Source organism: Streptomyces sp. NPDC003077 (assembly GCF_040611095.1).
Lineage (GTDB): Bacteria > Actinomycetota > Actinomycetes > Streptomycetales > Streptomycetaceae > Streptomyces.
Window position 1 is genome coordinate 47,322 of record NZ_JBEXNM010000049.1, and the last position, 12,188, is coordinate 59,509.

At 72.3% G+C, this 12,188-nt stretch carries 11 protein-coding genes, 1 other RNA gene and 1 pseudogene; 3 read left to right on the plus strand and 10 right to left on the minus strand.

Going from position 1 to position 12,188, the window contains the following annotated elements:
* Nucleotides 1–496: 496 nt before the first annotated feature.
* Nucleotides 497–1,150 (minus strand): ABATE domain-containing protein, encoded by a 654-nt coding sequence (locus ABZX96_RS27200; RefSeq protein ID WP_355549435.1) that lies wholly within the window; start codon nt 1,148–1,150, stop codon nt 497–499.
* Between the two features lie 320 nt (nt 1,151–1,470).
* Between ABZX96_RS27200 and ABZX96_RS27205 the strand changes: the two genes are divergently transcribed.
* On the plus strand, nt 1,471–2,247 hold the full coding sequence (locus ABZX96_RS27205) for a methyltransferase (RefSeq protein WP_355549437.1): 777 nt from the start codon (nt 1,471–1,473) through the stop codon (nt 2,245–2,247).
* Nucleotides 2,248–2,638: 391 nt separating this feature from the next.
* On the opposite strand, the gene ABZX96_RS27210 is transcribed toward ABZX96_RS27205, so the two are convergent.
* The 3 genes from ABZX96_RS27210 to ABZX96_RS27220 all read right to left on the minus strand — a co-directional run bounded on the left by ABZX96_RS27210 (nt 2,639) and on the right by ABZX96_RS27220 (nt 4,991).
* Complete coding sequence (locus ABZX96_RS27210; protein WP_355549439.1) at nt 2,639–3,052, minus strand: ATP-binding protein; 414 nt, start codon at nt 3,050–3,052, stop codon at nt 2,639–2,641.
* A 272-nt stretch (nt 3,053–3,324) separates the two neighbouring features.
* Nucleotides 3,325–3,858: a DUF4232 domain-containing protein gene (locus ABZX96_RS27215; RefSeq protein ID WP_355549441.1), complete on the minus strand. Its 534-nt coding sequence runs from the start codon at nt 3,856–3,858 to the stop codon at nt 3,325–3,327.
* 140 nt (nt 3,859–3,998) lie between these two features.
* Entirely contained in the window at nt 3,999–4,991 is a 993-nt protein-coding gene (locus ABZX96_RS27220) for a LysR family transcriptional regulator (protein WP_355549443.1), read from the minus strand.
* A gap of 299 nt (nt 4,992–5,290) precedes the next feature.
* On the opposite strand from ABZX96_RS27220, the gene ABZX96_RS27225 reads away from it, so the two are divergent.
* Nucleotides 5,291–6,505 (plus strand): MFS transporter, encoded by a 1,215-nt coding sequence (locus tag ABZX96_RS27225; protein WP_355549467.1) that lies wholly within the window; start codon nt 5,291–5,293, stop codon nt 6,503–6,505.
* 103 nt (nt 6,506–6,608) lie between these two features.
* On the opposite strand, the gene ssrA is transcribed toward ABZX96_RS27225, so the two are convergent.
* The 5 genes from ssrA to ftsE all read right to left on the minus strand — a co-directional run bounded on the left by ssrA (nt 6,609) and on the right by ftsE (nt 10,744).
* Nucleotides 6,609–6,978: a transfer-messenger RNA gene (gene ssrA, locus ABZX96_RS27230) on the minus strand.
* Nucleotides 6,979–7,257: 279 nt separating this feature from the next.
* Nucleotides 7,258–7,764, minus strand: coding sequence for an SsrA-binding protein SmpB (gene smpB / locus ABZX96_RS27235; protein WP_355549445.1), 507 nt, complete (start codon nt 7,762–7,764; stop codon nt 7,258–7,260).
* Nucleotides 7,765–7,839: 75 nt separating this feature from the next.
* A complete protein-coding gene (locus ABZX96_RS27240) occupies nt 7,840–9,066 on the minus strand; it encodes a S41 family peptidase (protein ID WP_355549447.1) in 1,227 nt (408 codons plus the stop codon).
* A 67-nt stretch (nt 9,067–9,133) separates the two neighbouring features.
* Nucleotides 9,134–10,045 (minus strand): permease-like cell division protein FtsX, encoded by a 912-nt coding sequence (gene ftsX, locus ABZX96_RS27245; protein ID WP_355549448.1) that lies wholly within the window; start codon nt 10,043–10,045, stop codon nt 9,134–9,136.
* Nucleotides 10,046–10,054: 9 nt separating this feature from the next.
* On the minus strand, nt 10,055–10,744 hold the full coding sequence (gene ftsE, locus ABZX96_RS27250; RefSeq protein WP_355549450.1) for a cell division ATP-binding protein FtsE: 690 nt from the start codon (nt 10,742–10,744) through the stop codon (nt 10,055–10,057).
* 358 nt (nt 10,745–11,102) lie between these two features.
* On the opposite strand from ftsE, the gene ABZX96_RS27255 reads away from it, so the two are divergent.
* Nucleotides 11,103–11,297 (plus strand): hypothetical protein, encoded by a 195-nt coding sequence (locus tag ABZX96_RS27255; RefSeq protein WP_355549452.1) that lies wholly within the window; start codon nt 11,103–11,105, stop codon nt 11,295–11,297.
* A gap of 380 nt (nt 11,298–11,677) precedes the next feature.
* Here ABZX96_RS27255 and ABZX96_RS27260 read toward each other — a convergent pair.
* Nucleotides 11,678–12,188, minus strand: a pseudogene (locus tag ABZX96_RS27260) (hypothetical protein); the annotation flags it as partial.

A 12,188-nucleotide genomic window follows, 5' to 3' on the forward strand; every position in this document is an offset into this window, starting at 1 on the left:
TGACGCACCCCTCATTCGCCGATTGAGCGAACGCGCGCGTTCATCCCGTACAACGGTGCGAGAGACGGTTTCGGGGACACCGACTCGCCCAGGGGGAGGCACCGTGCGGCGTTCGACCGGACACAGGGGGGACGACGACGCCGGGGCCCGCGCGACCGGCCGCCCGGCCGGCACCACGAACGCGCCGGGGAACGGGACCGCGCACCACCACAGCCACACCGGGAGCGGTGGCGGACACCACGCCGCCGGGTCGGGCGGCGCCGCGTACGGGGGTCGCGGCGCCGCCACCGGCGCGCCCTTCACGGGCTTCACGTGCTTCGCCAACTTCACGGGCCTCGCCGACTTCGCGGGCTTCGCAGGCTTCACAAGGGCGCCTTCTCGGGCTGAGCGGCTTCACCAGCTTCACCGGCTTCGCAGGTGCGCCTTCACCGGCGGGGACGGCCGGGCCCCGGCACCGCGCCACCGGACCCACGGCGCCGGCACCCGCACCGGCACCTCATCGGACCGCCGACGCGGACGCGGAGGCAGAGGCGGGAGCGGACGCAGAGGCGGGAGTGCCGGGGGCTCCCCCCTCGGCGGTTCCACGGGTGGCGCGCCGACGGTGGCGCGCCACCCGTTCGCGGTTCCCGCACACCTCGCTGGAGCACCAGCGCCGCCGCCGTCCGCGCGAGGTGTCCAGGTAGACCAGGGAGCAACCTTCCCCTTCGCACTGCCGCAACTGAGCGCGCGTCACCGCGTCGGTGAGCAGGACGATCGCGTCCCGGGCCACCGCGGCGAGCAGACCGGCGCAGTCGGGCGGCCCGGCGAGGGCGCGCACCAGGGTGCCGTCCGGCGCGCGTAACGCCCTTATGGGTGGTTCGGCGCTCGCCGCCGTCCTGTTGAGGAGCGCGAGGTCGGACTCGTCGGCGCCGCCGCGCAGTTCGCCGTGCACGACGCGGCGCAGCAGTTCGCGCAGCGCCCGGAAGCGGGCGACCCAGGCGCGGTCCACGCCACCGAGCCGCGCGCCGCCGGGCACCACTCCCGCGCCGACGAGCCAGGCGGTCAACTCCTCCGGTCCGGCGAGCCGTTCGGTCCGCGGGTGGCCGGCGGTGGCCACCAGGTCGAGACTGATCCGCCCGCAGTCGTACCGCAGGTCGTAGGGCGCCGCCATGTGCCTGTCACTCCTTCGGGACAACGCTTGCCACGCTCGTCTCCCAGAGTGCCCGGCCCGACCCCTCGTCCGGAACCCTCGGTACCGGCCCGCCGCCTCCCGCTCCCGGCCTTCCGCCCGCCCCGAAGGCGCCCCGGGCACCCCCGCGCACTCCCTCGCGCCCGCTCGCCCGTCAGATGAACCCCGGGGGTATACAAGGCGTCTATACAAGACACGTATACAGTGCGCGTATACACGTCATGCATATGGCACGGCGCGACGAGCGGTCTGTCGTCGTGCCGTGCGCCGCCGCGCGTCGGCCCGTCCGGACGAAGGTCTCCATGTCGCCAAAGAACATGCTCAGGAACCGCGCCACCCTCACCCACAAGGTCCGCTACGCGGTACAGCACCCCGAGCGCATCGCCCCCTACCTCAAGCGCACCGCCCGGGACGGCTGGCTGCGCCTGAAGCACCCCGACCACGTGGCCTACTACCGCGCCGTCATGGCCTCCGACACCAGCCGCAACCCGGAGGCGGCGGTCGGCAGCCGCAGCCACGACCGCTGGCTGGCGCTGGGCGAGATGCAGTTCTCCTACCTCAAGGAGCACGGCATCGCCCCCGAGCACCGCATGCTCGACATCGGCTGCGGGAACCTGCGGGCGGGCTGGCGCTTCATCCAGTACCTCGACACCGGCAACTACTACGGCATCGACATCTCGCCCGACATCCTGGTCGCCGCCAAGCGCACCCTGACGCGCTACGAACTCCAGGACAAGCTGCCGCACCTGACGATCACGCAGGACCTGACCTTCGACTTCCTGCCGGACCGGCACTTCGACATCGTGCACGCGCACAGCGTCTTCTCGCACTCCCCCGCGCACGTCATCAACCAGGCGCTGGCCCACGTCGGCCGCATCCTGGCGCCCGGCGGGTACTTCGACTTCACCTTCGACCGCACGGAGGGCACCGAACACCACGTGCTGCGCGAGGACTTCTACTACCGCACGGAGACGCTGCTGGCGATGGCCCGCAAGCACGGCCTGGAGGCGCGCTTCATGGAGGACTGGGAGAGCCGGCCGCACGGCCAGTCCAAGATCCGCGTCAGCAACCCCGAGTGAGGCGGCGCGGGCGCCCGTCCATCGGGCGCCCGCCCGTCGGCCGCCCGCGCCGGGGGAGCCGGACCCGCCGGGCCGGACGCGCCGGTGCCGGGGCCGGGCCGGGCTCGCCGGGGGCCGGGCCGGACGCGCCGCCGTCCCCGCCGTACGGGGACGGGTGCGTCCCCTCCGGCAGGTGCGCTCCGGGCCCGGGGCCTCGCCGCGAACGGGTTCCCGTCACGGGCCCTCCCCAGCGGATGGTCTCCGACCCTGCGGGGGCGGTGACGGCCCGGAACCGGCCCCCTTCAGGGGACGAGCCCCGGCCCACCGGAATCGCCCCTTCAGGGGACGAGTCCCGGCCCACCGCCCCTTCAGGCGACGAGCCCCAGGGCCCCTTGAGCGCCCCGCCCCCGCCTCACACCTCGAACTCGCACCAAACGATCTTGCCCGGTGCCCGCTCCCCCACGCCCCACTTGTCCGCGAGCGCCTCCACGAGCATCAGCCCGCGCCCGGCCTCCTCCTCGGCGCCCGCCGGCACCGCGCCCGCGCGGGGGCGGCCCTCCCCGCTGTCGTGCACCTCCACCCGCAGCGCGCCGTCGCCGGTGACCCAGAGCTGGAGCCGGAAACCGCGCCCCGGCGGCACCCCGTGCACCAGCGCGTTGGTCACCAGCTCGCTCACGCACAGCAACACCTCTTCCGCACGCTCGCCGGCACCCATCCCCAGTTCGGCGAGTGCCTGACGTACGAACTCCCTCGCCAGCGGCACGGATCGCCGCTCGCGGCGATAAAAGCGCTCACGTACGCAGGTGAGTTGGATCTCCTGGTTCATGAGACAACGGTCGCACTCCGTAACTACTCTTGAACAGTGGGTAAGAGGCGGCAAAAACGGAGTCGCATTCCAGATGTGGCCCGGCAGGCGTCTGAAAGGCGGGTTGCCGGTCGGGCGGCCGAAACGGATGCGCAAAAAGCCATCAACTGCCATACGACCGATCGATGCCCCGACCCCCTCGGCCGGGACACAATGGCGGGCTCTGGCCTGCGGCTCACCGCCCGCGTTCGCGCCGCGCCGGGCGCGCGCTCCCCGCCCGCGCTCCCGGCGGGCTACTTCCCGCTCATCCGCCGGGGCGGCATCATCCGGACGGTGTCGTCACAGATCTGGAAGCGCGCGTGCCGCCCGGCCTCGTCCCGTACGGGTATCCGCACGCCGCCGTTCTCGTCCTTCGGCGCGGTCACCCACACGGAGTCGCTCTCCACCAGGCACCCGAACTCGGCCTCGGCCTTGCCCGCGGTCTTGTAGCGCAGGTCGATCGCCACGCCGCTCCCGCTGGGCAGGCTGACCGGGCGCGCCCGGCCGTAGCCGCGCCCGTTGGCCTCCGGGCCCTTGCCGACGTTGACCAGCACGGACGGGAAGCCCCGGAAGACGCAATCGTTCGCACCGGTGTTGACGGCGGAGAGCCGCCCCGTGCGATAGCCGCCGGGCTTGCCCGTCTTCTTCAGGACGACGGCCTTCCACTTCAGGTCCTTGGTGACGCAGCCGGCCCGCAGCGCGTCGGCGCGCGGCTCGTCACAGCCGACCGCCCCGAGCCCCAATACCAACGCGGCCAAGGGCGCCAGCATCAGTGCACGCTTCCGCACGAATCCCCCTGCAATGGTCGGCCGTTCCTCGTCTGTTGGTGATGATGAGCGGAGCGCCGCGGAGGTTGCCTGAAGAGACGAAGATCACGCACCTTGCCCGGAACTTTGCCGCGCGGTTCCCCGCACCGCCCCCGGGCCCGTCAGCCCGCCGCCCCCGCGGCCCCCTCTCCACCCGTCATCAGCCCCGCGTCCTCCTCCGGCAGCCAGTCCCCGCCATCCGGCCGCCGCAGCCAGCCCCCTGCCGCACCCAGCGCGCGACACGCCGTACGCAGCGCCGCGAGCCCCGGGTGCCGCAGGCCGCGCCGCCACACCATCGAGACGGGCGAGAGCGGTACGGGGTCGACGAGGGGGCGCAGCGCCATACCGGGGACGTCGATGAACTCCACGCTCGCCAGCACCCACCACCCCCTCTTGCGCACCACCCGCATGAACTCCTCCGAGCCGTCGATCTCCGGGAACGGCTCGGCCATCGCGATCCCGCGCCCGGCGAACAGCCGGTGGGCGAGGTCGGTCCACTCGGCGGTGTGCGGGTTCCCGGCTCCGGCGTACAGCGTCTGGCCGGCCAGCGCGGCGAGCGGGACGGCCGGCTGCGCCGCCAGCGGGTGGCCGGCCGGCAGCAGGACGGCCATCGGCTCGTACCGGACGGGCAGGTGCGCGAGCCCGGCCCGCACGTCCGGCGGCAGCCCGGCCAGCCGTCCGAAGGACACGTCCAGCCGCCCCGCCAGCAGCTCCGGGGCCGCGCCGGTCAGCCCGCTGTGGAAGCGGGCCACGAACTCGGTGTCGGGACACGCCCGGCGGGTCTCCTCCAGCACCCGGTGCGCGGTGCCGACGGGCGCGCTGATGTCGACGAGCAGCGGGCGCTCCGGCTCCGCGCGGAAGGCGGCGGCCAGTTCCTCGTACGCGTCCAGCACCCGCCGCGCGTACGGGACCAGCCGGGCCCCTTCCGGGGTGAGCGCCACCTGCCGGGTCGTCCGCACGAACAGGTCGGCGCCCAGTTCCCGCTCCAGCCGGCGGACGTCCCGGCTGAGCGCCTGCTGGGCGACGTAGAGGCGGGCCGCGGCCCGGGTGAAGTGCAGTTCGTCGGCGACGGCGAGGAACGCCCGCAGCAGGCGCGGGTCCAGGTCGTGGGGCATCGGGCCATGGTGGCGGACGACGGGGTGGGCGACACCGCCCGGGGCCGTCTCCCTGGGGAGCGCACCGCCCGCGCCCCACACCCATCCATATCGATCCCCGCCCCGAGAACCCCTCGTTCCCCCATCCCGGATTAACAACCCATCCGCGTCAATCCCCGCCCCAAAGGTGTTGGACCCACCACGGAGCGACCCGCGACCGTAGACGCGTGATCCTCTTCCTCGCCTCCCGGCCCGTGACCGCGCCGCCCGTCCGCCCGACCGCCGCCCGGCCCCGGCGCCGCGCCCCCTTCGCGCGGGTCCTGGCCCCCTACGGGCGGCTCTTCGCCGTCCCGGGGGCGCGCGCCTTCACCGCGGGCAACCTGGTGGCCCGGCTCCCCATGGGCATGTTCAGCGTCAGCGCGGTCATCATGATCGCCGGGGCGTACGGCTCGTACGCGCTGGCCGGCGCGGTGACCGCCACCGGCCTCGCCGCCACCGCGGTGGTCGGCCCCTGGACGGCCCGGCTGGTCGACCGCCACGGACAGGCCCGGGTCGCCGTGCCCGCGACGGCCGTGGCGGTCGCCGGCTCCCTGGCCCTGCTGCTGTGCGTACGCCTCCAGGCGCCCGTCTGGACGCTCTTCGCGGCGTACGCCTGCACCGCGACCACGCCCAACACCGGCGGGATGTCCCGTGCCCGCTGGGCGCACCTCTTCCGGCGCGACCCGCGCGCGCTGCACACCGCCCAGGCCTTCGAACAGGCCGCGGACGAGCTCTGCTTCATGCTCGGACCGGTGCTCGCGGCCTTCCTGTGCACGGCGCTGTTCCCGGAGGCGGGCACCCTCGTGGGCGCGGTGCTGCTGTTCACCGGCGTAGTGCTGTTCGCCGCGCAGCGCCGTACGGAGCCGCCGGTGACGCCCGGCGCCCCGCGGACCGGCCGGTCGCCCGTCCGCGACCCCCGGGTGGCCGGGCTGCTGGTGACCTTCCTCGCCACCGGCGCGGTCTTCGGCTCGCTGGAGATCGTCACCATCGGGTTCGCGGACGCGCACGGGCACCAGGGCGCGGCGGGCCCGGTACTGGCGCTGCAGGCGGCCGGGTCCTGCGCGGCCGGGCTGGTGTACGGGCTGCTGCGCCCGGCCGGGTCGCCGGGCAGCCGCTTCGTGTGGTGCGTGGGCGCGATGGCGCTGCTGATGCTGCTGCCGCTGCTCGCCGCGTCCCGCGGCGGCCTGCCGCTCCTGGCGGGGTCGCTGCTGGTGGCGGGGATGGCGACCGCGCCGACCATGGTCACGGCCATGGCGCTGCTCCAGTCCCGTACGCCGCCGGCCCGCCTGAACGAGGGGATGACGCTGGCGGTGACGGCGCTGCTGGGCGGCATCGCGGCGGGCTCGGCGATGGGCGGCTGGTCCGTACAGCATCTGGGCCCGGCCTTCGGCCCGCACTCGGGGTACGCCGTCCCGGCCACCGCCGCGGCGCTCGCCCTCGTCACGGCCGTGGCGGTCACCGGCCGCGCGCGCCGGACGGCGGACGCGAAGCCGTGACCGCCCGCATACGAGCAGCACGTGTACGGGAAGCCCGCATACGAGAACGGCCCCCGGTCCGCCGACGACGCGGCGGGCCAGGGGCCGTTCTCCCACATGGGATGAGTGGAGATGGCGGGAATCGAACCCGCGTCCAACGGTGCGGAATCAGGGCTTCTCCGAGCGCAGTCCGCTGCGATTTTCTCGGCCCCGGAGATCACGCGGACAAGTCTCCGACGGGCTCAGTCACTGTTTGATTTCCCACCAGGCCCCGTGACCGGGCCTAGTGGTTTAGTTCCCTAGCTGATGCCAGGATCCGGGTCGGGAACATCCCCGGGCTGACACTTCGCAGGTCGCTACTTAGGCAGCGAGGGCGAAGGAATCGCGCTTGGTGTTGGCGATTATTGGTTGCGACACATGGTTAACGAGATCATTGCCGCTTCCTCGGCTCGCTTCCCCTGCTTCGACATCCGCTGTCGAAACCGATCATCCCCATGTTGTTTTTTCAAAGCACGCCCCACTCGGTGGAGCGCCGTGGCCCCTCGCGGGGGCACGTGTGCCATCGTACGTGACCAACGTAGGGCGGTGCCAGCATATTCCCGGGCACCCGGCGAGCCCCGGGCCACGCCGACCCGACCCCAGACCTGACCCCACGATCAGGCCCCGCGATCAGGCCCGGCACCAGGCACGCGGCGAGGCCACGCGTCCGGAAGAGCCGCCGTCCGGAACGCCCGCCACCCGGCCCGTCCGTCCGGACGACCCCGCGGCTGCGATCACGCCCGCTGGCGGCGCCGCGCCGCGGACATCGCGCGCTCCGCCTCGCGCCGGTCCTGCTGCTCCCGGAGCGTCTGCCGCTTGTCGTACTCCTTCTTGCCCTTGGCCAGCGCGATCTCGACCTTGGCCCGGCCGCCCTTGAAGTACAGGGACAGCGGCACGATCGTGTGGCCGCTCTCCTGGCTCTTGGACTCCAGCTTGTCGATCTCGGCCCGGTGCATCAGCAGCTTCCGCTTCCGCCGGGCGCTGTGGTTGGTCCACGTGCCCTGGGCGTACTCCGGGACGTGCACGTTGTGCAGCCACGCCTCGTGGCCGTCGATCTGGACGAACCCGTCCACGAGCGAGGCCCGGCCCTGGCGGAGCGACTTCACCTCCGTGCCGGTGAGCACCAGACCGCATTCGTAGGTGTCCAGAATGTGGTAGTCGTGGCGCGCTTTCTTGTTCTGCGCGACGAGCTTGCGGCCGTCGTCCTTGCCCTTGTTCTTGCTGCCTTTGCCCTTGGTCATAGTGCGGCCATTTTCGCACTACGCACCGGTAGGAAGGCGAGCCAATTCCCGAGGCGGATCGGTCGCCCGGACGGGTCAGCCGCCCAAGCCCCACAGGACCGTGCGGGCCCGGCGCTCCGTGCCGTCCTCGGCGTTCAGGTCCGGGGCGATCCCGCGCCCGTCCACGGCCCGGCCCGACGGCGTGCGGTAGTGGCCGACCGTCAGCTCGGCCACCGATCCGTCCGGCAGCTCGCTGGGCATCTGCACGGCGCCCTTGCCGAACGTCGGCGAGCCCACGACGACCGCCCGCCCCCGGTCCTGGAGCGCGCCGGTCAGCAGCTCGGCCGCGCTCATCGTGCCGCCGTCCACGACGACGACCAGGGGGACGGCGGTGTCCCCGCCGTCCTCGGCGTACAGGGCGCGCTGGCTTCCGTGGACGTCGTACGTGGCGACCAGACCGCCGTCCAGGAACGCCGAGGCGGCGGTGACCGCCTCGGTGACCAGGCCGCCGGTGTTGCCCCGCAGGTCGAGCAGGATGCCGTGGCGGCGGGAGGCCGCGCGGACCGCGCGCCGGACCTCTTCGCCGGTGCCCTTGGCGAACGTGTCGACCTTGATCCGGAGCGGGCCATCCGCGCCGGCCGGCCACTCGGTGGTCACATTGCGCACCTTCAGGCGCACGCGGCGCAGCGCCTCGGTCCACGTGTGCTCCCCACGCCGCAGCTCCAGCGCCACCCGGCTGCCCACCGGGGCGTCGCGGTCGCGGCCTCGCGGCGCGCCGTTCGGCCGCTTCGGGAGGTCGCCGCGCAGCCGGGCCACCACGTCGGTGACGGGGTGGTGCCGGACGGGCGTGCCGTCGACGGCGCGCAGCACGTCCCCGGCCCGGACACCGGCCTCGGCGGCCGGGCTGCCGGGCTGGGTCCGGGCCACCTCGATCCACCCGTCCGCCGCCTGCCGCACCCACAGACCGGTGCCGACGTACACGCCGTCCAGCTCCTGGCGGAAGCCCGCGTACTCGCCCGCGGTGTAGACGGTGGACCAGCGGTCGCCGCCGCGGCTGACGACGCCGGAGGCGGCCTCGGCGCCGGACTCGCCGGCCTTCATGGCGCGCGTGACGGCGTCCTCGACGGCCTGCCGGTCGGCGCGGCGGGGGGTGGCGGGCGCGGAGCCTCCGGGAGCCGGTATGCGCCGTTCCGCGCCGGTGCCGGGGTTCTCGCCCCAGGAGCCCGCCGCCGCTCCGGTGACGAGCACACTCGTGAAGACCAATGTCAGGGCCGCCCCGCGGCGGATGCGGCGGGGCCGGACGAACAGCCACGGGCCCGACATGCCGGTGAGTGTAGGCCAGAAAGAAGCGCCGTACGGCCTGTTGACCGTACGGCGCCCTAGGCGAAACTCACACCTTGAGGTACTTGCGGAGCGCGACGAACGCCGCGAGCGCCGGCATCAACAAGCCGATCAGCAGTACCAGCGGCAGCACCGACAGCACCGAATCCCAGCCAATGAAGTTGACGACCTTGATGCGGCCCGCTAGCCAGTTGTCGACCAGGAGGTACTTGCCGCCCACGATCAGCACCCCGGCGAACAGGGCGCCGAGCAGCCCGGCGATCGCCGCCTCCAGGATGAACGGCATCTGGATGTAGAAGCTGGACGCTCCCACCAGCCGCATGATCCCCGTCTCCCGCCGCCGGCTGAAGGCGGAGACCCGTACGGTGTTCACGATCAGCAGCAGCGCCACCAGGAGCATCAGCCCCATCACGCCCAGCGCCGCCACCTTCATCCCGTCGAGCAGGTTGAAGAGGGGTTTGACGGTCTCCTGCTGGTCCTGGACCTCCTGGACGCCCGGACGGTCGGAGAACGCCGTCTTTATGACGGAGTACTTCGTCGGGTCCTTGAGCTTGACCCGGAAGGACTCCGGAAGCTGCTCGGGGATCACCAGCCCGGCCACGGGCGTGTTGCCGAACTGCTCCTTGTAGAGCTTGTACGCCTGCTCGCTGGACTCGTACTGCACGCTCTCCACGAGCGGCAGCCGGTCCAGCTCCGCCTTGATCTCCTTCTTCTGCTGCTCGGTGACCGGGCCCTTCGCACAGCGCTTGCTGACCTGGGCGTCGTTCTTGTTGCAGAAGTAGATGGTGACGTTGACCTTGTCGTACCAGTAGCCCTGCATGGTGTTGACCTGGTCGCTCATCAGGAGCGACGCGCCGAACAGGCCGAGCGAGAGGGCTACGGAGACGATGACGGCGATCGTCATCGTGAGGTTTCGCCGGAGGCCGACGCCGATCTCCGACAGGACGAACTGGGCGCGCATGGCGTCCTTTCAGTGCTGGTAGCCGTACACGCCGCGCGACTGGTCGCGTACGAGCCGGCCCTTCTCAAGTTCCATGACCCGCTTGCGCATCTGGTCGACGATCTGCTGGTCGTGGGTGGCCATGACCACGGTCGTCCCGGTCCGGTTGATCCGGTCCAGCAGCTTCATGATGCCGACGGAGGTCTGCGGGTCGAGGTTGCCGGTCGGCTCGTCGGCGATCAGCAGCAGCGGACGGTTGACGAAGGCCCGCGCGATGGCCACGCGCTGCTGCTCGCCGCCGGACAGCTCGCCCGGCATCCGGTTCTCCTTGCCGCCGAGCCCGACCAGGTCGAGGACCTCGGGGACGGTCTTGCGGATCTGCCCGCGCGGCTTGCCGATGACCTCCAGGGCGAAGGCGACGTTCTGCCCCACCGTCTTGTTGGGCAGCAGCCGGAAGTCCTGGAAGACGGTGCCCAGCTGACGGCGCATGTGTGGCACCTTCCAGTTGGACAGCCTCGCGAGGTCCTTCCCCAGTACGTGCACCGAGCCATGGGTGGCACGCTCCTCGCGCAGGAGCAGGCGCAGGAAGGTGGACTTGCCGGAGCCCGAAGAGCCCACCAGGAAAACGAACTCGCCCCGCTCGATTTCCAGGGATACATCCCTGAGCGCAGGACGGGTCTGCTTCGGATAGGTCTTGGAGACATTGTCGAATCGGATCACTGATGCACCACGGTCGACCTGGGTAGCGGTACGGGATACCGTGTCGCGGTTCCCGTCGGTGAGCGTGACCATACGCGAACCTCGCGCGGCGGCGCAGGTGGGCCGCCGCTGTTGGCACGTTTATCCACGGCACCTACGGGGACAAAACGAACACATTCCCGCTCAGTCCCGCTCAGGCTTCCAACGTGATTCGACATTCCCCGTCGCGATCCGTCATGGTGCGTCACATTCCGTCGCACCCCGGTGCCGTGCCGGGACGGAACCGGCCCGGGGCGCGCCGACCGGGCAGGGAGCTGGCACAGTGGGAAGGGAACCATTACGGTTCCCGATGCGTTGGCGCTGTCGAGAAGGAGGTCGCATGACGTACGACCGACTGGTGTGCGCCAACTGCGCGGCCCCCGTGAGCGAGGGCCGCTGCCCCGTCTGCCGGGCGAGCAGGGAACGGCTGCAGCACCAAGCGGGCGGCATCTTCACGCAGCTCACCCCGGGTGCGCTGGTGATCCTGCTGGTGGCCCTGGTCGCGGTGGCGGTGCTGCTGCATCAGGCCGCGTAGCGGGTCTGCCGATCGGCGTCCCGCGTCGCCTCGGGGACGGTGGTCGCACCTTGAGCCCGCGTGCGCACCCGGGGCCGGACGGCTGTCCGAGCCCGCCGGGTCCCCTTGAGCCAACCGGTCTCCGGGCACGTTCCGGAGACGTCCGCGTACGGTCCGCGTCGGCGCGGATGTGGACGACCGGTGAGGAACCGATGAAGCCGCGGGCGGTGACCGAAACGGTCAGACCCGCGCAGAAGCCGTAACCAGTTATCGAAGCACCGAGGGCCCGGAGCGCTGATTCACGCTCCGGGCCCTACGGTTTCGCGCCGTTCTTCGGGCGGTGCTCCTGGTGCCTCAGTACACCGGCGCGTGACGGTGGGTCACGCGCCGGTGCCCCGGCGTCAGGCCGCCGCCGCGCCGCCGCGGTTGATCAGGCGCGGCATCAGGCGGAAGCCGATGCCACCCGCGATCATCGTCGCGGCGCCGACGAGCAGGAAGGTCGTACCGGACGCACCGGTCTCGGCCAGCTCGCCCTTGGCCTGCTGGTTGCTCTCGCCGGGCGTCGTGGCGATCTCTTCCTTGCCCTGGGTCTGCTCGACCGGCTTGGTGCCGGCGTTGTCCGTGCCGGTGCCGTCGCCGGCACCGCCGTCGTTGCCACCGGAGCCGGAGCCGTTGCCGCCGTTGCCGTTGCCGCCGTCGCCACCGTTGCCGGGGGGCGTGGTCTGGCCACCGTCGCCACCGTTGCCCGGAGGCGTCGTCTGACCGCCATCGCCACCGTTACCGGGAGGCGTCGTCTGACCGCCATCGCCACCGTTACCGGGGGGCGTGGTCTGGCCACCGTCGCCACCGTTGCCCGGAGGCGTCGTCTGACCGCCGTCGCCACCGTTACCGGGGGGCGTCGTCTGACCGCCA

What these genes read in the sequence shown, in the direction of transcription:
- ABZX96_RS27200 (WP_355549435.1), bottom strand. Translation starts at nt 1,150, where the DNA reads ATGGCGGCGCCCTACGACCTGCGGTACGACTGCGGGCGGATCAGTCTC.
- ABZX96_RS27205 (WP_355549437.1), top strand. Translation starts at nt 1,471, where the DNA reads ATGTCGCCAAAGAACATGCTCAGGAACCGCGCCACCCTCACCCACAAG.
- ABZX96_RS27210 (WP_355549439.1), bottom strand. Translation starts at nt 3,052, where the DNA reads ATGAACCAGGAGATCCAACTCACCTGCGTACGTGAGCGCTTTTATCGC.
- ABZX96_RS27220 (WP_355549443.1), bottom strand. Translation starts at nt 4,991, where the DNA reads ATGCCCCACGACCTGGACCCGCGCCTGCTGCGGGCGTTCCTCGCCGTC.
- smpB (WP_355549445.1), bottom strand. Translation starts at nt 7,764, where the DNA reads ATGACCAAGGGCAAAGGCAGCAAGAACAAGGGCAAGGACGACGGCCGC.
- ABZX96_RS27240 (WP_355549447.1), bottom strand. Translation starts at nt 9,066, where the DNA reads ATGTCGGGCCCGTGGCTGTTCGTCCGGCCCCGCCGCATCCGCCGCGGG.
- ftsX (WP_355549448.1), bottom strand. Translation starts at nt 10,045, where the DNA reads ATGCGCGCCCAGTTCGTCCTGTCGGAGATCGGCGTCGGCCTCCGGCGA.
- ABZX96_RS27255 (WP_355549452.1), top strand. Translation starts at nt 11,103, where the DNA reads ATGACGTACGACCGACTGGTGTGCGCCAACTGCGCGGCCCCCGTGAGC.